Below are 19,352 nucleotides of genomic sequence, written 5' to 3' on the forward strand. Positions count from 1 at the left end.
AGAGAAAGTGTATGAAATTACTCCCAGCTATTTTTGACAAAATCAACACCCTACCTCTAAGCTTAAAGATAAAGTTTTTTCATCCAACTAAAAACGAGGTGTAGCAACCTATTACCTTGTCTAGTAGAACTAAATTCTGGCAATAAACTACTATACCTCGCTCATTAACTACAGCCTAGTTTTATTCTCAGCTTTCCAAGATTTAAAACAAGCCTAATGTTAAAGATTCATCGATGGGGAAAGTTGCACCAATTCCCAACCAGATAGTTACTAAAGTACCAAATAAGAATACTGTAGTAGCTACGGGACGGCGGAAAGGATTTTGGAATTTGTTAACGCTTTCGATGAAAGGGATTAACATCAATCCTAGAGGTACTGCTGTTTGGGCAGCAATTCCCAAAAGTTTGCTGGGAACAACGCGTAAGATTTGGAATACGGGGTATAAATACCACTCAGGTAAAATTTCTAAAGGGGTAGCAAAAGGATTGGCTGGTTCGCCCATAATTGCGGGGTCTAACACTGCCAAACTAACTAATAAACCAATAGTTCCCAAAATTACAACTGGGAAAATGTATAACAAATCGTTGGGCCAGGCAGGTTCACCATAGTAGTTGTGACCCATGCCTTGAGCCAACTTAGCGCGTAAAGCAGGATCGCTTAGATCTGGCTTTTTTAGAGTTGACATAGTTTTTTCTCCTAAGTTTACTTTCAATCAGCTGTCTAAATGAGCATTGATGATTGCTATTTATGCTGTTTAAGCCACTCGTTCCCTGCCTTTTTAAGACGGAGGTTGCGAGTAGCCGCCTTTCGCGGTCATTCAAACAAGGCACGATTTACCAAGAATGATAATTATTCGAGGTAGTGCCTAGGGGTATAAAAGAGCAAATATTCTGTATACCATTACATACAATTTACCTACTATTTTCTGCAAAAGCTATTGGGGACAAGTTTTACTATCCCCAATGGGGTTCTAAGAACCTAGATTTACAAAGGACCAGAAATACCTTGTTTGCGGATCATCAAAAAGTGCAACAGCATGAATACGGCAATCAACCAAGGTAGAACGAAAGTGTGCAAGCTATAGAAACGAGTCAAAGTAGCTTGACCAACACTAGCACTACCTCTAAGAAGTTCGACCATTAGGTCTCCAACTACAGGAATTGCAGCGGGTACGCCAGATACGATTTTAACCGCCCAATAACCGACCTGATCCCAAGGAAGAGAATAGCCAGTTACACCAAAACTAACTGTGATTACTGCCATTACTACGCCAGTGATCCAAGTCAACTCACGAGGTTTTTTGAAACCACCAGTAAGATATACGCGGAATACATGAAGAATCATCATTAAAACCATCATGCTAGCCGACCAGCGATGAATGGAACGAATTAGCCAGCCAAAGCTGACTTCATTCATGATGTATTCAACCGAAGAAAAAGCTTCAGCCACGTTAGGTTTGTAGTAGAAAGTCATGCAGAATCCAGTAGCGAACTGAATTAAGAAGCAGACTAAAGTAATACCGCCCAAGCAGTAAAAAATATTTACATGAGGGGGTACGTACTTGCTAGTGATGTCGTCAGAAATCGCTTGAAGTTCTAGACGCTCATCAAACCATTGAAAAGTTTTTGAATCAGTTACTTGTTTAGAAAACATGAAGCCTATAAATTAGCTAACAAAAAATAGTTATGGATGATTTTACCGAATTAACTTGTTCTTACTCTTATATTTTTCAAAATTTGAGAGCTTTTGGCTAAGTTTTTGAAGGTATAAGACCAGTGTAAAAGCTATAGGTAGGATAAGTGCTGCTTATTTTTAAAGCTCATCTGCGGTACGGGCAGAGGACACTAATGGGTATATTTGCTATTTAAGTCCACAGAGAATCTTCGCCTTAACGAGTAATGCCTTAGACCTCTTTAAAAAATGTAACATAGCTTCAAGCTATGATGTCTTTATTTAATGTTGTATTATACGCCATATTTAGATCGGGTTGATTTGTATACCTGGAAAAAGTTGATAGGTAGACTTTCGCGGTCGAAAAAATACCTGCTGTTTTTGCGTAACAATAAATTAAGAATCCCTAAATTAAAATAATAAAATAATTTAGCAGCCTGACTTACTAAAATATTTTTTCTCATGGTCAAAAAAGTTTTTTCCTTCGCCTTGCTGGTTTTTTTCTGTTTTATATTTTCTTTTGGTTGGTATATTCCCGACGCGAATGCTTTTACCGAAGAACAAAAACTTTTATTACAATCTTGGCGTATTGTCAATCAATCTTATTTAGACGAAACTTTCAATCATCAGAATTGGTGGAAATTGAGAGAAAAATATGTCAAAAAATCCTTGCGCGATCGCGAAGAGACTTATACTGCGATCGAAGAGATGCTCGCTAGTCTGGACGATCCTTTTACCAGACTGCTACGACCAGAACAATATCGTAGTTTGCAAGTAAATACTTCTGGTCAACTGTCTGGAGTAGGATTGCAGATTAATATCAATCCCACAACCAAGCTGATCGAAGTTATTGCTCCTTTAGCTGGTTCTCCCGCAGAGTCCGCCGGAATTGAGCCTAAAGATAGTATTTTAGAGATTGATGGTGTAGATACCAAAACTATCACTCTAGACGAAGCAGCCGCGAGAATGCGGGGTAAAATTGGCACAAAAGTTTCTTTGAGAATACAGTCAGGTCGAGATAAAGCTGCCAAACCCCGTACTCTAAATATAGTTCGCGATCGCATTTCCCTTAATCCCGTCTATACTGCCCTCGATACTAGTACCAACCAAAAAGTTGGTTACGTTCGTCTCAATCAATTTAGTGCCAACGCAGCCCAAGAAATCGCTCATGGAGTCTCAGACTTAGAGAGTCAAGGTGCATCGGCTTATATTCTCGATTTACGCAATAATCCTGGGGGATTATTACAGGCTGGGGTAGAAATTGCGCGGATGTGGCTCGAAGATGGCACAATTGTCTACACAGTCAACCGTCAGGGAGCATTGGGTAGCTTTGACTCTACTAGCGAAATTTTAACATCAGATCCTCTAGTCGTACTGGTAAATCAGGGTACTGCCAGTGCTAGCGAAATTCTGGCGGGGGCATTACAAGACAACGAACGAGCTTTATTGGTAGGGGAGAAAACTTTCGGTAAAGGGTTGATCCAGTCTTTGTTTGAATTACCCGACGGAGCTGGTTTAGCAGTAACCGTAGCTAAATATGAAACTCCCAATCATACTGATATTAATAAATTAGGTATTATGCCCGATGATGTTGTATCGCAGCAGCCAATTACCTATGCCCAAATTGCTACTGACGTAGATTTACAATATCAAGAAGCCTTAAAATTAGTAACTTCTAAAAATAATATGTTGGCAGAAGCAGGATAAATTCTGAAGCGAAACTATTCATATCTAGCAATATGGCGATCGCTTTCTCGCCCGATTAATCATGTAAAAAGTGGAGTAAACATCAGATCGGGAAGGATAACGATAAGCTAATAAATTAGAGAAAATTTTTTTAGCCGAGAATATGACCGATAACTTTTATATGTTGACTTGGAACTGGCTTGCTGATTCGCCTCTACTGGCTGCTGCGACAGAAGTAACTACCAAATCTGATGGGGAAGAAGGTACTTTTGTTCTGGCGGGAGTTTTGCTTAGTCTAGTCATAATTTACTTCGCCAGCAAATTAGGCGGAGAACTTTGCGCCAGGATCAATTTACCCCCCGTATTGGGAGAATTGGTCGGGGGAGTTTTGGTAGGTGTTTCTGCTTTCCGTCTTCTGGTTTTTCCCGAAAGTGGTAGTCTTGCCGAAGACTCGTTGATTATCAATTTATTACAAAGCACCGCAGGAATGCCCACTGAAGTTGCCTCATCAGTATTTGCCAGTCAGAGTGAGGTAATTAGTCTTCTTTCAGAATTAGGGGTGATTATCCTCTTATTTGAGATCGGTTTAGAGTCCGACCTCAAAGAATTAATTCGCGTCGGACCAATTGCCGCTGTAGTGGCAGTAGTGGGGGTAGTTGCACCTTTTGTCGCGGGTACTTTGGGTTTGATTTATATCTTTGGAACTCCTGTTGTTCCTGCAATTTTTGCGGGGGCTGCTTTAACCGCTACCAGTATAGGAATTACCGCCAAGGTATTAGCAGAATTAGGAGAACTTGGTTCGGAAGAAGGACAAATTATTATTGGTGCTGCGGTACTAGATGATATTTTGGGCATTGTCGTTTTAGCAGTGGTAGCAAGCCTAGTTAAAACAGGAGAAATTCAAATTAGCAATATTATTTATCTGGTAATTAGTGCTGCGGTATTTCTCATCGGTTCGATTTTACTCGGTCGTTTAGTTAGTCCTTTGCTGGTGGGATTAGTCAACGAAATGAAAACCCGAGGTCAAGTACTGCTAACTGGTTTAGTCTTTGCTTTTGTCCTTTCCTATATTGCTACGGCAATTCATCTCGAAGGTATTTTAGGGGCATTTGCTGCGGGATTAATCTTAGCTGAAACTGAAAAACGCAAAGAATTAGAAGAACAAGTCGTTCCTTTAGCCGATTTTTTCGTACCGATCTTTTTTGTCTGTGTTGGAGCGCAAACCGACCTCAGCGTACTCAATCCAGCCGTTCCTAGCAATCGTGAAGGACTGATTATCGCTACATTTTTAATTGTAGTTGCTATCCTGGGTAAAGTAATTACGGGATTTACTGTTTTTGGCAACCCCAATCTGAATAAATTAGCGATCGGAGTGGGAATGATTCCTAGAGGAGAAGTAGGTTTGGTCTTTGCTGGCGTTGGTTCGGCTAGTGGAGCTTTATCTGAAGCTACCGAAGCAGCAATTATTGTGATGGTAATTTCGACTACATTTGTCGCTCCTCCTTTGCTACGCCTAGTGTTTAAAGAAACAGAAACTGCAACCGAAGCAGTGGACAAAGTTCAAGAATGACAACATAATTAGGCGAAGCTCGTAACCAAAACATCTAGAGGAAATAGCTAAAGCGATCGCCTGAGAAAATAGTTTATGAAACCTAATTGCTTCTTTTTACGTCTCGATAGATCGAAATTCAAGAATGGGTATTATAAAGTTCTAATAGAACTAACTGAGGAGATTTTGAGTTATATCCTGCTCTTTCTAAGACAAATCGATCGGGTGCGAAATACCTCTTGGTACTTAAGTTTTGGTTTGGGAGACGAGTCTTGGCTAAACGTATCTAACGGCTCAGTTACCTACTGTTTGTGAGGAGCAATAATTGTGAGATTTCACTGGCTATTATCAGGTTTTATAGGTCTTTTTCTGTTTTGTTCCCCCGCTAAAGCAGGAAAAATCGTATCTTGGGAATTTGAAGAACGAGATAATAATTTGGTTTTTACTACGGATGAGGGGGTGCAACCAGAAGCCCAGCTATTAAGTAATCCAACACGCTTGGTCATCGATTTACCAGGAACTACTTTAGGCAGAGAGACTGTCAAAGAGAACTATTCAGGGGCTGTTCGAGGCTTTCGCATCGGACAACCAGAGCCAGATACTTCTCGTATTGTGATCGAGCTTGCTCCTGGTTATACTCTTGATTCGGATGAAATTGAATTTAAGGGCATCTCTCCTACAGAATGGTCAGTAGAGTTGCCCGATCCTCAAGTATCTCGAATTGATGTTGCCAATAATAATGACAGCGAGACACTAGATTTGCCTCAAGTGGAACTGCCCGATTCTCTTCCTGGTTTGGCAGAAGCGGAAGTTCCAGCTTTAGATTCTAATACTATAACCGTGAGTAGTTCTCCTCACATTCAAACCACTAAAAATGGTTTTTTTGTGGCTATTGATGGCAGCCATCAAATTAAAATTGATTCCGAGAGAAATGGCGATCGCATTAATTTTGTCTTGCAAGGAATTACTCTCCCCTCAGATTTGGCGACTCAGTCTGTAGGAGTCAATCAATATGGCGTCTCGACGATTGAATTTGAGCAAGTTAGCGATTCTGAAGCGTTAATGACCATGACGGTTGATGAAAATAGTCCAGATTGGTTTGCTACTTTTAGCCGCATCAAAGGCTTACTATTAGTACCCAAAGGCAAGCTACCCACTTCTACCACCGTAGCTACTTCTTCTGATAGTACTCCTGTCGAATCGATAGGAGAAATAACTCCTAAAGAAGAACAAGAGCCAGAAGAACTCAATTTAATTAATGAAATAGAGCTAACTGACAATGACAGTAAGTTACTCGTTCGTGCTGATCATGAATTAGCAGCAGTTGCTTCTAGAAGTAGCAACGGCATATATCAAGTTACTATTGATAATTCAGAATTAGCTGACAATTTTAAAGGCCCTGAATTGGTTGCGGGGAGTCCAATTTCTCAACTAAAAGTGCGTCAAGAAGACTCTCAAGTAGTTGTGGAGATTACTACTAGATTGAGATATAGTTTGGGACAAATTAGCGCGGAGGATAATGCCGTAGCTTTACCGATTAAAGTGGGCGTTGCACCACCCCCTCAGCAAGACACTCCGTTGTTGCCCCCAAGATTCGCTAAAGCTCCTAAAACCAGACCCATAACCGAAAATCCGACTACTCCGCCAAAAAGCGATCGTCCCCGCATTATTATCGATCCTGGGCATGGTGGAGACGATCCAGGCACAATTGGTATAGGAGGCTTCCGCGAAAAAGATGTGGTATTGCCGATTTCTTTAGACGTAGCAGAAATTTTAAAAACCCAAGGCATTGAAGTGATCATGACCAGAGATACTGATAATTTTATCAGTTTGGAGGGTAGAACCGATCTGGCTAACGATCTTGATGCGGATTTATTTGTCAGTATTCATGCCAATGCCATTAACCTAAGTCGTCCTGATGTTAATGGTCTAGAAACTTACTACTACAAAAGTGGTCGTCGTTTAGCTGAAGTGATTCACTGGAGTATTCTCAATGGGGTAAATATTGATGACCGAGGTATTCGCAGAGCGAGATTTTATGTCTTGAGACATTCAATTGCACCAGCAGTATTAGTAGAAGTCGGTTTTCTGACTGGCGAGGTAGATTCTTCGCGACTCAAAAATCCCAATCACCGCCGTCAGATGGCAGAAGCGATCGCCAGAGGAATTATAGAGTATATTAAACAAAATAATTTATAGGTATATTTACTTTGAGAAGACTGTCTTAGATGAAATTAATCCTCTTGATAAAATTACCCAAAATATAACTACTTAAGATTTAAAGTTGAACCATGAAAAATTGCAATCAGCGCATTGGCTTGTTTGATAGTGGTGTAGGTGGATTAACAGTACTCAGAGAAATGTATCGACAAATGCCCCAAGAATCTCTGTTATACTTTGCTGATTCGGCTCGCTTGCCCTATGGCACTCGTTCTCAAGCAGAAATTCTAGATTTTGTCCGCGAAATTCTGGATTGGATGTGCAATCAAGATGTCAAAATGATTATCATGGCTTGTAACACAAGCTCCGCTCTAGCATTAGAAACCGTTCGTCAAGAGTATGAAATTCCTATTTTGGGAGTAATTCTTTCGGGAGCGAAAGCTGCGGTCAAAGTCGGTCGAAGAATCGGAGTAATTTCTACTTCTGCTACTGCCAAGAGTCATGCTTATCGTCAGGCAATTCAAGAAATCAATCCTCAAACGGAAGTGTGGGAAGTTCCCTGCCCTAAATTTGTTGAGTTGATCGAGCAAAACCAACTTTATACCGAACACACCAAGCAGATAGCTCAAGAATATTTGCAACCTTTATTACAAAATAATATTGATACTTTAATTTATGGTTGCACTCATTATCGCCACCTAGAAAGGACAATTCGTTCTTTGTTGCCGACTAGAGTACAAATAATCGATCCAGCCGAACATATTGTCTCCGCAGCGGAAAAAGAGCTATCTTTATTAGGATTGCGCAGCGATCGATTACCTCTCCCCACTCGCTTCTATGTCAGCGGATCTAGCAAACAATTTGCTAATATTTCTCAGCAATGGTTGGGCTACTATCCTCAAGTAACTCAAATACCGATGAAAGAATCATCAGAAATTATGGTTTTGAACCCCGTAGAATAGTCGATGAGTAATAAAACAGGCTAAAAAAAAAAGAAACACTATCGTAAGAAGTGCTTCTTGATAACTATATTACCGAGTTGATAGTGATAAGAGAAGAGTTATCTGCTATCACTATAATTTATTATTTCATAAGTATTTTGTAATGTAACGAACTTCACTCAATCTTCGTTACTTCTATACTTTATCTATACACAGCTTTGATTGAATCAATCTGTCTGGTCTAGAGAACTTTTTTCTCTTGTGCGATCGCCTTGGCTGCGATCGCACCGCCAATAAAGCCAAATAAATGCCCTTCCCAAGAAATTCCCACTTCATTAGGAAAGACTCCCCAAATTAATCCGCCATAAACTATAGCTACAAAGAAAGATAGGATAATTGAAGGGATGTTTTTTTGGAAATATCCCCGCAGTAACAAAAAACCTAAATAGCCATAAATTAAAATACTCGCACCAATATGAACCGAATTTGGCGCGCCAAAGATCCATACCCCGACTCCGCCAACTAAAGCACTGACCAAAGATACAATATAAAAATCACTAGTTTCTTGAAGCATAGTCAACCACCCCAGAGGGATAAAAGAGACGGTGTTAGCCATCAAATGTCCAAACCCTCCATGGAGCATAGGAGCAAGCAGAATTCCCCATAATGCTGCTGTGTCGCGGGGTTTAATCCCATACTGGTCGAGGCTACCATTAAAGATAATATAATCGGCAATTTCGATCGCCCAAAATATAGCAACCGAAACAATTAAAATTTTAAATTCTTTCAAAACAGATTTCTTTCTAGCTGGTTTGCGATAATAGCTACTCATATTTGATTATAGATTAATTTACTTACTAAATATGCCAATAGGGGAGGAAGGTTACTAAATTTCTTATACTTCTATGTAGTCATACAAACTCGATCTTGCCGAACACCTAAAAAGTAGAAATAAACAGCTTAATTATGTCTGTGGTGATGTTGTTTTGTCGAGTCTCCAAATATATAAGACTGAACTAGGTGTTTGAAAAATGGAATGAAAGAATTATGATATATATCAACGCCATTTGTTGTAAGGTTTAGCTGGTGTGTAAAGCATTAAAACCTTAATAAAAAAGAATAGGAAACAAAAATTAATATTTATAGAAAACATTTTACTTTTCTATAGATAAAACATCTTCAGATTAGGAGGAATTAAATTCAATGAAGAGATTTGTCGGCATTATAACTGCCTTGTTATTAATCGTCGGTTCTTTGAGCTTTGCAGGAACAGCCCAAGCTAGTGAAATGGGAGTATTTAATGTCCAATCTCCTACAATCATAGCTCGCATCAATACAGCAGATGCTAAACGCAAAGAATTGGTTAAAGGAAAACTAGACTTAAATAATAGCGACGTTAGAGAATTTCGCAAATTACCAGGATTCTATCCCGGTCTGGCTAGTAAAATCATCCAAAATGCACCTTACAATGATGTACAGGATGTATTAGATATTCCTGGCTTGAGCAGCAGTCAACTCGAACGCTTACAAGCCAATTTAGACGAATTCTTTATCACAGATGTAGAAGCTTCTATGAATGCTGGTGGCGATCGCTATAACCCAGGACTATATTAAAAACCAATTATAAAATTGATTTTGACCGCGTTTGATCGTCAAACGTGGTTTTTTTGTCTTAATGTGGCATGATAAATTTCAATTAAGATGTGTCAAAGTAATTAAAATTGAATTATCCTAAGTTCGATGTAATAATAGTAGGTTCGGGTGCAGCAGGACTTTACGGGGCTTTATGTCTCCCTCTCGATCTAAAAGTTGCCTTAATTACCAAGGATAAACTGAACACTGGGGCAAGTGATTGGGCGCAGGGGGGTATTGCAGCAGCAATTAGTCAGGATGATTCTCCTCAATGGCATTTAGACGATACTCTCAAGGCTGGAGCAGGTTTGTGCGATCGCGATGCAGTTCAATTCCTGGTAGAAAATGCCGCCGAATCGATTAAATCTCTAGTAGAGATGGGGGTTGCTTTTGATCGACACCATAGTCAACTATCTATGACTCTAGAAGCTGCTCATTCTCGTCCCAGGGTACTTCATGCAGCAGACACTACAGGTAGGGCAATTGTTGCCACTTTAGCCCAGCAGGTATTACAACAGGATAACATCACAATTTTGTCTCAAGCCTTCGCCTTAAAGGTTTGGCTCAATCACCAAACAAAAAATTGCCAAGGTATTAGTGTCTTACAAGCAGGAAAAATCAGTTGGATTCAATCTTCTGCCGTAATTCTAGCAACAGGTGGAGGCGGTCAAGTATTTTCTCAAACAACCAACCCCGCAGTTAGCACGGGAGATGGTGTGGCGATCGCTTGGCGTGCTGGTGCAACGATTCGAGATCCAGAGTTTGTCCAGTTTCATCCCACTGCCTTAACGGTGACTGGCGCACCCCGTTTTTTGATTAGCGAGGCAGTTAGGGGAGAAGGGGCGCATTTGGTAGATAAAGCAGGAAAACGCTTTGCTTTTGATTATCATCCTGATGGGGAATTAGCTCCCAGAGATGTAGTGAGTCGAGCTATTTTTACCCACCTACAAAAAACGGGAGAAGAGAATGTTTATCTTGATTTGCGACCAATTCCTGAAGATAGAATTCGCTACCGCTTCCCTAATATTATTCGCGTCTGTCAACATTGGGATGTTGATTTGTTTACCAAACCTATTCCTGTTGCCCCTGCTGCTCATTATTGGATGGGAGGAATTGAAGTAGATACGATGAATCAAACTTCGATTTCTGGGCTATATGCCGTAGGAGAAACTGCTAGCACGGGAGTCCATGGAGCAAATCGTCTGGCTAGTAATTCTTTGCTTGAATGTGTGGTGTATGCTTCTCAACTAGCTAAATTAAAACCTACTTCCATTCAAATTACCTACTCTCCCGAAATATTAGTAGTGGATGATGATTGGGGAAAGGAAATGGCATTAGTTAACTTAATTAAAAATCAATTACCCGATTTGATTTGGCAAAGTGCAGGAATTTGTCGTCAAGAAGAAACTATGAAACAAGCGATCGCAGCTGTCAAATCATGGCGATCGCAATTAGTTGATTTACCCCTCAGTAAATACGCGATCGATTTATCTCCCCAGTCAGAAGTTAAATTTAATTCTCCCCAAGCACAATCTCAATTAAAACTTTATGCGGAAACTCTCAACTTGCTCGATATTGGTTATTTGATTCTCAAAAGTTCTATTTTCCGTACCGAAAGTAGAGGAGGGCATTATCGCCTAGATTATCCCCAGACTTCAACGGAATGGGAGCTACATACAATCATCAACCAAGATTCAATTGAGAGAATATAGCTCTTGCTAAAATATTAATCAAAATTAATCAAATTTGTCTTTATTTCAAACTAGATTATGTGTTTTAAGGAGAAACTATCGAACTTACGTCATATTGTTTCGATCCCAAACTAATTTTGCTGCACCCAACATACCCGCTTTATTGCCCAATTCGGCAGTCAGCAACTGTAAGCCAGTACGAGAAGGCGATACAACTCGTTTTTCAAGTTCCTGCATAGTACTTGGTAAAAAAAACTGCGAACTGGCACTAATGCCCCCACCAATAATTATGGCTTCAGGAGTCAGAACATAAACTAGACTAGCAAGCCCCGCACCCAATACTCGACCGTAATTTTGCCAGAATTCGATCGCATTCCCATCTCCAGATTGCGCTAATTTACCCATCTGTGCTGGTTCTTTTCCCGTTTCGCGTAAAACTGCACCAATAGAAGCATACTGTTCTAAAGAGCCTTGATTGCCACTGCGACAGGGAAAACCATCTGTATCGAGAGTAATTAAGCCTAATTCCCCTGCTGCACCGTAACTACCCGTAAATAATTTACCATCAATAAAAATTCCTCCTCCTACCCCCGTACCCAAAGTTAAAAGAATAAAATTTTTAAATTTTCTACCCGCACCCAACCAAGCTTCTCCTATTGCAGCACAGTTAGCGTCATTTTCAAGCATAGTAGGCAATCCCGTTTTAGCTTCCAACCAATCAGCCACGGGAACATCATCCCAACCAGGAAGATTAATCGATTTTCTAGCTATACGTTTAGTATTGTCTGTAGGGCCAGGAACGCCAAGACCGATCGCTTGACAGGTATAATCTTGTTGAAGTTGATTTATTCCTTCGGCGATCGCATTTACTACGGATTTTGGACGAGCGGGTTGGGGAGTAGCTAAGGAAATCGATTTTAGGCAAGTGCCATCTTTAATAAAAACTCCCATTTTGATTGCACTACCACCCAAATCTACACCGATAACGTTTTGCATTAGTTATTAATTATCTGGCGATATTCTGCTTCTGTGTATAAATCCGCTTCGTTTTCTACTCGATCTGTAAATACTATGCCATCAAGATGATCTAGTTCGTGCTGAAAAATACGGGCTACAAAACCTGTTAATATTTCCTGTTTGGTTTCTCCTTCTTTGTTAGTGTATTCTACTTCTATTTCTTTATATCGAGGCACTAAACCCCGAACATCAGGAATGCTCAAACAGCCCTCCCAATCTTTTTCTATTTCTAAGTTATGGTCTAAAATTCGCGGATTAATCATGGCTGTTGGTTGCATCGTCGGGGCATGGGGATAGCGATCGCTTGGACGAGAAGCCACAATAAATAGTCTATAGGGTTGAGATATCTGGGGTGCAGCAATACCAACTCCTTGATAGTTGATCGCCGTGTCGATTAATGTCTCGATTAAATCTACGATCTTGCGATCGTCTATTTTTGTTACGGGAGTGGCTTTTTTTCTGAGAATTGACTCGCCTATTTGAGCGATTCTAACGTTTTTTTCCATAGTTACCAGTCTAATGTTATGGTTCTCTGGTATTTAGGCGACTGTAGTTCGATCGGGAAACTTTAACAATCGGAAATAGATACTAAACATATTAATTTTAATTCGACTCAACTGATAAAATTTTCAACAATGCAATCAATCGCCATCAAGACAATTTGATTAATTGCGATCGCATTCCATTAATCAATCACAAATTAAAAATCAGAAAACAGAGTGGCAATTTCTGCGGAACAATTATGGGAGCAAATTTTAGTACGCCTCAAAGAAAAGTTAAGTCGCCCTACCTTTGAGACATGGATTCAAAATGCCACTATTGAAAATCTGAATTCAGAGTCTTTGACCCTTCTTGCTCCTAATGTTTTTGTGATGAACCATTTGCAAAAGCATTATCTAGATACCATAGGCGATGTTATAACAGAAATTCTCGGAAAACCTTTAGAAATTAGGCTGACATCCGAGCATGGAGAAAACCTCCCTTTTGCTGCCGATCGAGCAGATTTATTGCTTGAAGAAAATCGGTTTAATAATTATGCCAAAAGTCCTCTCAAGCCGATTCAACTCAACCCCAAATACACTTTTTATAGATTTGTAGTCGGCCCTACCAATCGCATGGTACACGCTGCGTCTTTAGCGGTTGCAGAATCTCCTGGACGAGATTTTAATCCTCTTTTTTTATGTGGTGGGGTAGGATTGGGAAAAACTCATCTTATGCAAGCTATCGGGCATTATCACCTAGAAATAAATCCCGATGCTCGGGTGTTTTATGTTTCTACAGAACAATTTACTAACGATTTGATTGCAGCCATTCGTAACGATCGCATTCAATCCTTTCGAGAACACTATCGTACCGCCGATATTTTGCTGGTAGACGACATTCAATTCATTGAAGGTAAGGAATATACTCAAGAGGAGTTTTTTCACACCTTTAATACCCTCCACGAAGCGGGAAAACAAGTCGTTTTAGCTAGCGATCGCCCTCCCCATCAAATTCCCAAACTACAAGAGCGTCTGAGTTCCCGTTTTTCTATGGGTTTAATTGCAGACGTTCAAGTTCCCGACTTGGAAACTCGCATGGCAATTTTGCAAAAAAAAGCCGAATATGAAAATGTTCGTTTGCCTAAAGAAGCGATCGAATATATTGCTAGTCAGTATACTTCTAACATTCGCGAACTAGAAGGGGCATTAATTCGCGCGATCGCCTATATTTCTATCTCTGGTTTATCTATGACTGTGGAAAATGTGGCTGCGGTACTCAATCCTAAAGTAGAGCAAATTACTGCATCGCCAGATACTATCCTGGATGTAGCAGTGGAAATTTTAAATGTTTCTTTAGAAGACTTGAAAAGTAATTCTCGCCGTCGAGAGATTAGCCGTGCCAGACAAATTGCCATGTATTTAATGCGCCAACATACCGACCTCAGTCTACCTCGTATCGGTGATAAATTTGGCGGAAAAGACCATACAACCGTTATTTATAGTTGTGACAAAATTTCCAAACAACTAAGAAAAGATCGAGCCTTAAATCAAACTATCTCTTTGTTGAGCGATCGCATTAATTTTGTCACTCGTCAGCAAAACTAAATCATTGTTTTCCACAGATTTATCGCAAAATCATATGTTTTTCCACAGGTTATCCACAGAATTGTTGTGTAACAATTATTTACAAGGCTAAATAATTGGAAATATATCAGCATATGACCACAACGAGCGATAGTCCAAAGACAGCAACCTTATTACCTGGAGGTGAAGATTCTACTGTTTTCAATCCACTAGAAGCATGGTATCCCATTTACTATGTTGAAGATTTAGATCCCCAGAAACTAAGTCGATTTACCTTACTAAACACCGATTTAGTTATTTGGTGGGACAAAAAAGAAAACAATTGGCAAGTGTTTAAAGATAAATGTCCCCATCGTCTTGCACCCTTAAGCGAAGGTAGAATTAATGAAACAGGTTTATTAGAATGTCCCTATCATGGTTGGGCATTTTCAGGTAATGGTCAGTGTGAAGTAATTCCTCAACAGCAACCAGATGGAGAGGCTCATACTTCTACTAGAGCTTGCGTTAGATCTTACCCTACTGCGATCGCTCAAGGGCTATTATTTGTTTATCCTGGTATGGAGGAAAATGGGGATAAAACTGCCGTACCAATTATCGAACCTATGTCAGAAGATCCAGATGCTTGGGTTTGCTTAAATATCTTCCGCGATCTTCCCTATGATGCTTTAACTCTTTTAGAAAATGTTATCGATGCCAGCCACATCCCCTATACTCACCACAAAACCGTCGGCAATCGCTCTAATGTAGCTCCTTTAGGCTTAGAGGTTGTCGAATCAAATAAACAAGGGTTTAAAGGCATTTGGGAAGAAGGACCTCGCAAAGGAAAACTAGGTACGCAATATACTACTTTTAGCGCACCATGTTTGATGTGGCACGATCTGACTTCCAAACAATTTGGACGAACTTTGACGGTGGTTTATGCCACTCCCATCTCGAAAGGAAAGTGTCGTCTGTTTGCTCGTTTTCCCTTTAAATTCTCTTCCCCTTTTCCTCGCTTCTTTATCAAACTCGCGCCTCAGTGGTATAACCACACAAATCAAAATGGAGTGCTAGAAGACGATCAAATATTTTTACACCATCAAGAGCGTTACCTCGAAGCTTTAGGTGGCGGAGAAAAATATAGTCAAGCTTTCTATCTCCCTACCAAAGCAGATTTATATGTGTCGGAGTTACGCCAATGGGTAAATCTATATCGCGCCGACCCTTTTCCCGATCGCCATTTACCCCCCGCTTTGTCCAAAGAACAACTATTAGACCGCTATCATTCCCATACTAAAAATTGTGCTAGTTGTAGTCAGGCTTTAAGAAATATCCAAAAAATTAAAATAATTGCGATCGCACTGGCAATTTTAACTTGGGCAATTATTCCTCTTCTCTCTTTATTTATTTCTATTTCTCCTAGGATAATCGCGATCGCTTTACCCTCAACCCTACTAGTTTCTAGTATTACTTGGTGGCAACTCCACAAATTAGAACGAAAATTCTATCAGGGTGTAGAAACACCACCGAGAAATCAATAAGTAAGATAATTTAGACAAAAGGTAGGTAGATCGATAATTATCCACCTGCCTTTTGTTAGGTTAAATTTATTCTTCAAAAGGAAGGGCATAATAAGCAATTCCTTCCAATGCAAACTCAGGTAAATTAGCTTCTACACTGTCTCTCTCTCCCGCAGAAGGAGTATAAAAATGCGCTCCACTAGTGTTATTGAAGAAACGATAGATCGGAATCGAACCATCTACTTCTGACTCGTAAGCAAAGAAAGCTTCTCCTTCAAAATTAAAGTTATCTAACTCTTGTACTGCATCTCGTTCTATATCTGAGACTGTATATAAATGAACTCCTGTATCTTGATTGAGAAAACGATATACAGGAACAGGTTCTGGTTGTCCGCTTAAGGGATCTACACTTGAGTAAGACGCACCTTCAAAATTAAAGTTATCCAACTCTTGTATTGCATCTCTTTCTGTTTCGTTAGCAGTATAGAAATGAACTCCTGAATTGTTATTAAAGAAACGATAGACAGCATCGCCAGTAATATCCCCATTATCTTCACTGTCGGGTAATTCTTCTACACCATTCCCCCCATCTTCATTATCGGGTAACTCTTCTACACCATTCCCCGCATCCTCATTATCGGGTAACTCTTCTACAATATCGCTATCGTTATTATCAGTAAGAGATAGATTGCCATTTTCTACGGTCAGAATTTCTTGGTCGTCGGAGAGTAAAATGCTATCAGTGCGATCGAATTGTGTAACTATTAAAGTATATTCGTTGTCAGCCAACGTCTCTGGTATTTGTACCGACCAGTTTCCGTCAGAATCGGGAGTCGTTGTTAGAATGTCGTTAAATGAGCCAAATGAAATGACTGCTAGGTCTATTTCTAGATCTGGTGCAGCAGAACCAGAGATAGTTACTAAACTACCAGTTGATTCTGCCGAATCAATCGATACTGACAATTGTTCGTTAAGTGGGTCTAAACTAAATAGTAGATTGTCTTGTTCCATAGTTATATATCTATATTTTTCAAAGTATTTCAAAAGAATGGGTAAATTGCGATCGAAGCAAACGATTATTCACTTATTCTTCAAGAGGAAGGGCATAATAAGCAATTCCTTCCAATGCGAATTCGGGTAGATTGGTTTCTACACTGTCTCTTTCTTCCGCAGAAGGAGTATAAAAATGCGCTCCACTAGTGTTATTGAAGAAACGATAGATCGGAATCGAACCATCTACTTCTGACTCGTAAGCAAAGAAAGCTTCTCCTTCAAAATTAAAGTTATCTAACTCTTGTACTGCATCTCGTTCTATATCTGAGACTGTATATAAATGAACTCCTGTATCTTGATTGAGAAAACGATATACAGGAACAGGTTCTGGTTGTCCGCTTAAGGGATCTACACTTGAGTAAGATGCTCCTTCAAAATTAAAGTTATCTAGTTCTAAAACTACATCTCGTTCGGTTTCGTTAGCAGTGTAGAAGTGAACCCCTGAATTATTGTTGAAAAAACGATATACAGTTGTACCTGTTATATCATCACTTCCATTATCGGGTTGTTGTCCTACAACTCCTCCATTGTCTTCATCTGAAATTGAAAATAATCCCAAGGTTGGACTAACGCCAGGTTCGGGTCTAAATCCACCAGTACCATACAAAAGATCTCCAGATTCAAAAATATCTGCATTAAGGAGTTCTAAGGGTTCTCCATTTTCATCAAGAAATTCTGCTTCAACTGGAACAGTGCCTTCAGGCGTTCCGTCACTTTGCCATATTTGGTCTACGTCAATGTTTCTTCTCACAAAAAAAAGAGTTCCATCGACATCGATAAAATCTTCTCCACCAGAAAATCCCTCTTCTGGGAAAAGATCGATGACTAAATTTGTACCGTCGGTAGTTCCATCACTCCTCCACAATTCTCGACGATTATCTCCATCAGAATCAGCGGTGAAAAACAGTGTTTCTCCAACAGCAATCAAATCGCTAGGATTAGAACCCTCGTTGACAGGAGTACCATTATCTCGTTCTTCAGGGCGAATATCTCTAACTAATCTAGTACCTTCTTCTGTACCATCGCTTTTCCATAATTCCGTTCCAATTTCTGGGTCGATGACAGGAAAAAATATCTCGTCTCCTACGGTTGTAAATGGCGAGATCCTCTGATTAGATGCTGCAAAATCATTTAATAAGCGAGTTCCTCCAGATGTGCCATTGCTAATATATAATTGTCCCAGAAAAGAAAGAAATATCTTGTCTTCGGCAACAGCCACTTCGTTGGCATCAATTTGATTGTTGGGAATGTTGAAAATTAGTTGCGTACCTTCGGTAGTACCATCGCTTCTCCACAATCCAGAGTTATCTGCATTGTCAGGATCGAAACCGCTAAAAAAGAGAGTGCCATCTATTCCCTCTTCTGCCAACTGACTGACATTGAAGTCTCTAACGAGGTTTGTACCATCATTAGTACCGTCACTTACCCATAAGTTATCTTGATTTCGCTCGTCCAATACTGTAAAAAAAAGCGTGCCATCAACATCAGCAAAGTTTCTGGGATTGCCCGAACCTTCAGGATCTATATCTCTTAAAAGACGCGTACCTTCGGCAGTACCATCACTCAAATATAGTTCTATTCCATTTTGTTCTCCAGAACCAGCAAAGAATAACTCTCCGTCAATTCCAATAACGTTTCTATTGTTATTAAAATCAAAGTTAAGACTAAAGTTTTCATCTAGAGTGTTAGGGTTATTTTCTGGGTCTATGAGGTTAATTGTTCCTGCTTGCGTGCCATCGGTTCGCCACAATTGCGAATCAACCGTAAAGAAAAGGAAGCTATCCGCATCTACAAAATTACCAGGAAGAGTTTCAAAAGTTTGAATAATATTTGTGGTCATTGTTGAGATAGATGTAATTCAGTTGACGTTAAAAATATTATAGAAATTCAAGTATAAATACAAGCATAGATATTTATAAATCATAAAAAAAAAATATAGATCAAAGTCAACGATAAAATCGATGTTTATTTGGATTTAAGTGCGATCGCAACGCCAAACAATAGTTCTTATTACATTAGTCCTCACCCTATTTTTCGTCATGAGATCTTGTGCAACTTTTTTCCCGTCCCAGATGGATGAGAGTTTTATGGTTCGCCAATTAGGATTTACTCCCTGAATTCTCTAATCTTTTACCGAAATTTTATATAGGGTTACTTTTGTCAAGTACACTTTATACACTTTAAGATGAGCTTACCCTGGAGTATCATGCTGTTTCTTGCTTGCTTCTTTTACTCCTTTGTTGTGTTTATCTTCTTTAGTTAATGAAACATTTTTTATCCCACAAGTTTCATAAACTTTTTATTGACCCCTGATTAGAAAGTAGAGAGTTTAAACCCACCTTCCGCACGTCAGAATGCAACATGAAGTAATTCAAGATAATTAAGTC

15 protein-coding genes are annotated in these 19,352 nt (G+C 39.7%); 8 read left to right on the forward strand and 7 right to left on the reverse strand.

Going from position 1 to position 19,352, the window contains the following annotated elements; genetic code table 11:
• Positions 1 to 202: 202 nt before the first annotated feature.
• Both petD and petB read right to left on the reverse strand, forming a co-directional pair.
• Positions 203 to 685, reverse strand: coding sequence for a cytochrome b6-f complex subunit IV (gene petD / locus I4641_RS20780; protein ID WP_229642503.1), 483 nt, complete (start codon positions 683 to 685; stop codon positions 203 to 205).
• A gap of 299 nt (positions 686 to 984) precedes the next feature.
• Positions 985 to 1,653, reverse strand: coding sequence for a cytochrome b6 (gene petB / locus I4641_RS20785; RefSeq protein ID WP_229642504.1), 669 nt, complete (start codon positions 1,651 to 1,653; stop codon positions 985 to 987).
• A gap of 480 nt (positions 1,654 to 2,133) precedes the next feature.
• Between petB and ctpA the strand changes: the two genes are divergently transcribed.
• The 4 genes from ctpA to murI all read left to right on the forward strand — a co-directional run bounded on the left by ctpA (position 2,134) and on the right by murI (position 8,028).
• Positions 2,134 to 3,378: a carboxyl-terminal processing protease CtpA gene (gene ctpA / locus I4641_RS20790; RefSeq protein WP_229642505.1), complete on the forward strand. Its 1,245-nt coding sequence runs from the start codon at positions 2,134 to 2,136 to the stop codon at positions 3,376 to 3,378.
• A gap of 142 nt (positions 3,379 to 3,520) precedes the next feature.
• Positions 3,521 to 4,927, forward strand: a complete 1,407-nt coding sequence (locus tag I4641_RS20795) for a cation:proton antiporter (protein WP_229642506.1) — start codon at positions 3,521 to 3,523, stop codon at positions 4,925 to 4,927.
• 306 nt (positions 4,928 to 5,233) lie between these two features.
• On the forward strand, positions 5,234 to 7,105 hold the full coding sequence (locus tag I4641_RS20800; RefSeq protein ID WP_229642507.1) for an N-acetylmuramoyl-L-alanine amidase: 1,872 nt from the start codon (positions 5,234 to 5,236) through the stop codon (positions 7,103 to 7,105).
• A 92-nt stretch (positions 7,106 to 7,197) separates the two neighbouring features.
• Positions 7,198 to 8,028 carry a glutamate racemase gene (gene murI / locus I4641_RS20805; RefSeq protein WP_229642508.1) on the forward strand — a complete coding sequence of 277 codons (831 nt, stop codon included), beginning with the start codon at positions 7,198 to 7,200 and terminating at the stop codon, positions 8,026 to 8,028.
• Positions 8,029 to 8,248: 220 nt separating this feature from the next.
• On the opposite strand, the gene I4641_RS20810 is transcribed toward murI, so the two are convergent.
• Positions 8,249 to 8,839: a rhomboid family intramembrane serine protease gene (locus tag I4641_RS20810; RefSeq protein ID WP_229642509.1), complete on the reverse strand. Its 591-nt coding sequence runs from the start codon at positions 8,837 to 8,839 to the stop codon at positions 8,249 to 8,251.
• Between the two features lie 371 nt (positions 8,840 to 9,210).
• Here I4641_RS20810 and psbU point away from each other — a divergent pair, with 371 nt between their 5' ends.
• A complete protein-coding gene (gene psbU / locus I4641_RS20815; protein WP_229642510.1) occupies positions 9,211 to 9,621 on the forward strand; it encodes a photosystem II complex extrinsic protein PsbU in 411 nt (136 codons plus the stop codon).
• Between the two features lie 107 nt (positions 9,622 to 9,728).
• Entirely contained in the window at positions 9,729 to 11,351 is a 1,623-nt protein-coding gene (gene nadB / locus I4641_RS20820; protein ID WP_229642511.1) for an L-aspartate oxidase, read from the forward strand.
• A gap of 84 nt (positions 11,352 to 11,435) precedes the next feature.
• Here the strand turns inward: nadB and I4641_RS20825 are convergent, their stop codons facing one another.
• Together I4641_RS20825 and def are read right to left on the reverse strand one after the other, a co-directional pair.
• Positions 11,436 to 12,326: an ROK family protein gene (locus I4641_RS20825; protein ID WP_229642512.1), complete on the reverse strand. Its 891-nt coding sequence runs from the start codon at positions 12,324 to 12,326 to the stop codon at positions 11,436 to 11,438.
• Complete coding sequence (def, locus tag I4641_RS20830) at positions 12,326 to 12,853, reverse strand: peptide deformylase (RefSeq protein WP_229642513.1); 528 nt, start codon at positions 12,851 to 12,853, stop codon at positions 12,326 to 12,328. The genes I4641_RS20825 and def overlap by 1 nt, the downstream gene beginning before the upstream one ends.
• Positions 12,854 to 13,066: 213 nt before the next feature.
• Here def and dnaA point away from each other — a divergent pair, with 213 nt between their 5' ends.
• Together dnaA and I4641_RS20840 are read left to right on the forward strand one after the other, a co-directional pair.
• Positions 13,067 to 14,434 carry a chromosomal replication initiator protein DnaA gene (gene dnaA / locus I4641_RS20835; protein ID WP_229642514.1) on the forward strand — a complete coding sequence of 456 codons (1,368 nt, stop codon included), beginning with the start codon at positions 13,067 to 13,069 and terminating at the stop codon, positions 14,432 to 14,434.
• Between the two features lie 113 nt (positions 14,435 to 14,547).
• Positions 14,548 to 15,933 carry an aromatic ring-hydroxylating dioxygenase subunit alpha gene (locus tag I4641_RS20840; protein ID WP_229642515.1) on the forward strand — a complete coding sequence of 462 codons (1,386 nt, stop codon included), beginning with the start codon at positions 14,548 to 14,550 and terminating at the stop codon, positions 15,931 to 15,933.
• A 66-nt stretch (positions 15,934 to 15,999) separates the two neighbouring features.
• Here I4641_RS20840 and I4641_RS20845 read toward each other — a convergent pair whose 3' ends face one another.
• Both I4641_RS20845 and I4641_RS20850 read right to left on the reverse strand, forming a co-directional pair.
• A complete protein-coding gene (locus I4641_RS20845) occupies positions 16,000 to 16,923 on the reverse strand; it encodes a hypothetical protein (protein ID WP_229642516.1) in 924 nt (307 codons plus the stop codon).
• Between the two features lie 73 nt (positions 16,924 to 16,996).
• Complete coding sequence (locus tag I4641_RS20850) at positions 16,997 to 18,805, reverse strand: hypothetical protein (protein WP_229642517.1); 1,809 nt, start codon at positions 18,803 to 18,805, stop codon at positions 16,997 to 16,999.
• Positions 18,806 to 19,352: the final 547 nt, after the last annotated feature.

The sequence above is a fragment of the Waterburya agarophytonicola KI4 genome, assembly GCF_020640915.1.
GTDB classification, from domain to species: domain Bacteria; phylum Cyanobacteriota; class Cyanobacteriia; order Cyanobacteriales; family Xenococcaceae; genus Waterburya; species Waterburya agarophytonicola.

Excerpts from the sequence above, each read along its gene's own strand:
- ctpA (WP_229642505.1), top strand. The coding sequence starts at position 2,134 with ATGGTCAAAAAAGTTTTTTCCTTCGCCTTGCTGGTTTTTTTCTGTTTT.
- petB (WP_229642504.1), bottom strand. The coding sequence starts at position 1,653 with ATGTTTTCTAAACAAGTAACTGATTCAAAAACTTTTCAATGGTTTGAT.
- I4641_RS20840 (WP_229642515.1), top strand. The coding sequence starts at position 14,548 with ATGACCACAACGAGCGATAGTCCAAAGACAGCAACCTTATTACCTGGA.
- I4641_RS20845 (WP_229642516.1), bottom strand. The coding sequence starts at position 16,923 with ATGGAACAAGACAATCTACTATTTAGTTTAGACCCACTTAACGAACAA.
- psbU (WP_229642510.1), top strand. The coding sequence starts at position 9,211 with ATGAAGAGATTTGTCGGCATTATAACTGCCTTGTTATTAATCGTCGGT.
- I4641_RS20795 (WP_229642506.1), top strand. The coding sequence starts at position 3,521 with ATGACCGATAACTTTTATATGTTGACTTGGAACTGGCTTGCTGATTCG.
- murI (WP_229642508.1), top strand. The coding sequence starts at position 7,198 with ATGAAAAATTGCAATCAGCGCATTGGCTTGTTTGATAGTGGTGTAGGT.
- I4641_RS20810 (WP_229642509.1), bottom strand. The coding sequence starts at position 8,839 with ATGAGTAGCTATTATCGCAAACCAGCTAGAAAGAAATCTGTTTTGAAA.
- petD (WP_229642503.1), bottom strand. The coding sequence starts at position 685 with ATGTCAACTCTAAAAAAGCCAGATCTAAGCGATCCTGCTTTACGCGCT.
- I4641_RS20850 (WP_229642517.1), bottom strand. The coding sequence starts at position 18,805 with ATGACCACAAATATTATTCAAACTTTTGAAACTCTTCCTGGTAATTTT.
- I4641_RS20825 (WP_229642512.1), bottom strand. The coding sequence starts at position 12,326 with ATGCAAAACGTTATCGGTGTAGATTTGGGTGGTAGTGCAATCAAAATG.
- def (WP_229642513.1), bottom strand. The coding sequence starts at position 12,853 with ATGGAAAAAAACGTTAGAATCGCTCAAATAGGCGAGTCAATTCTCAGA.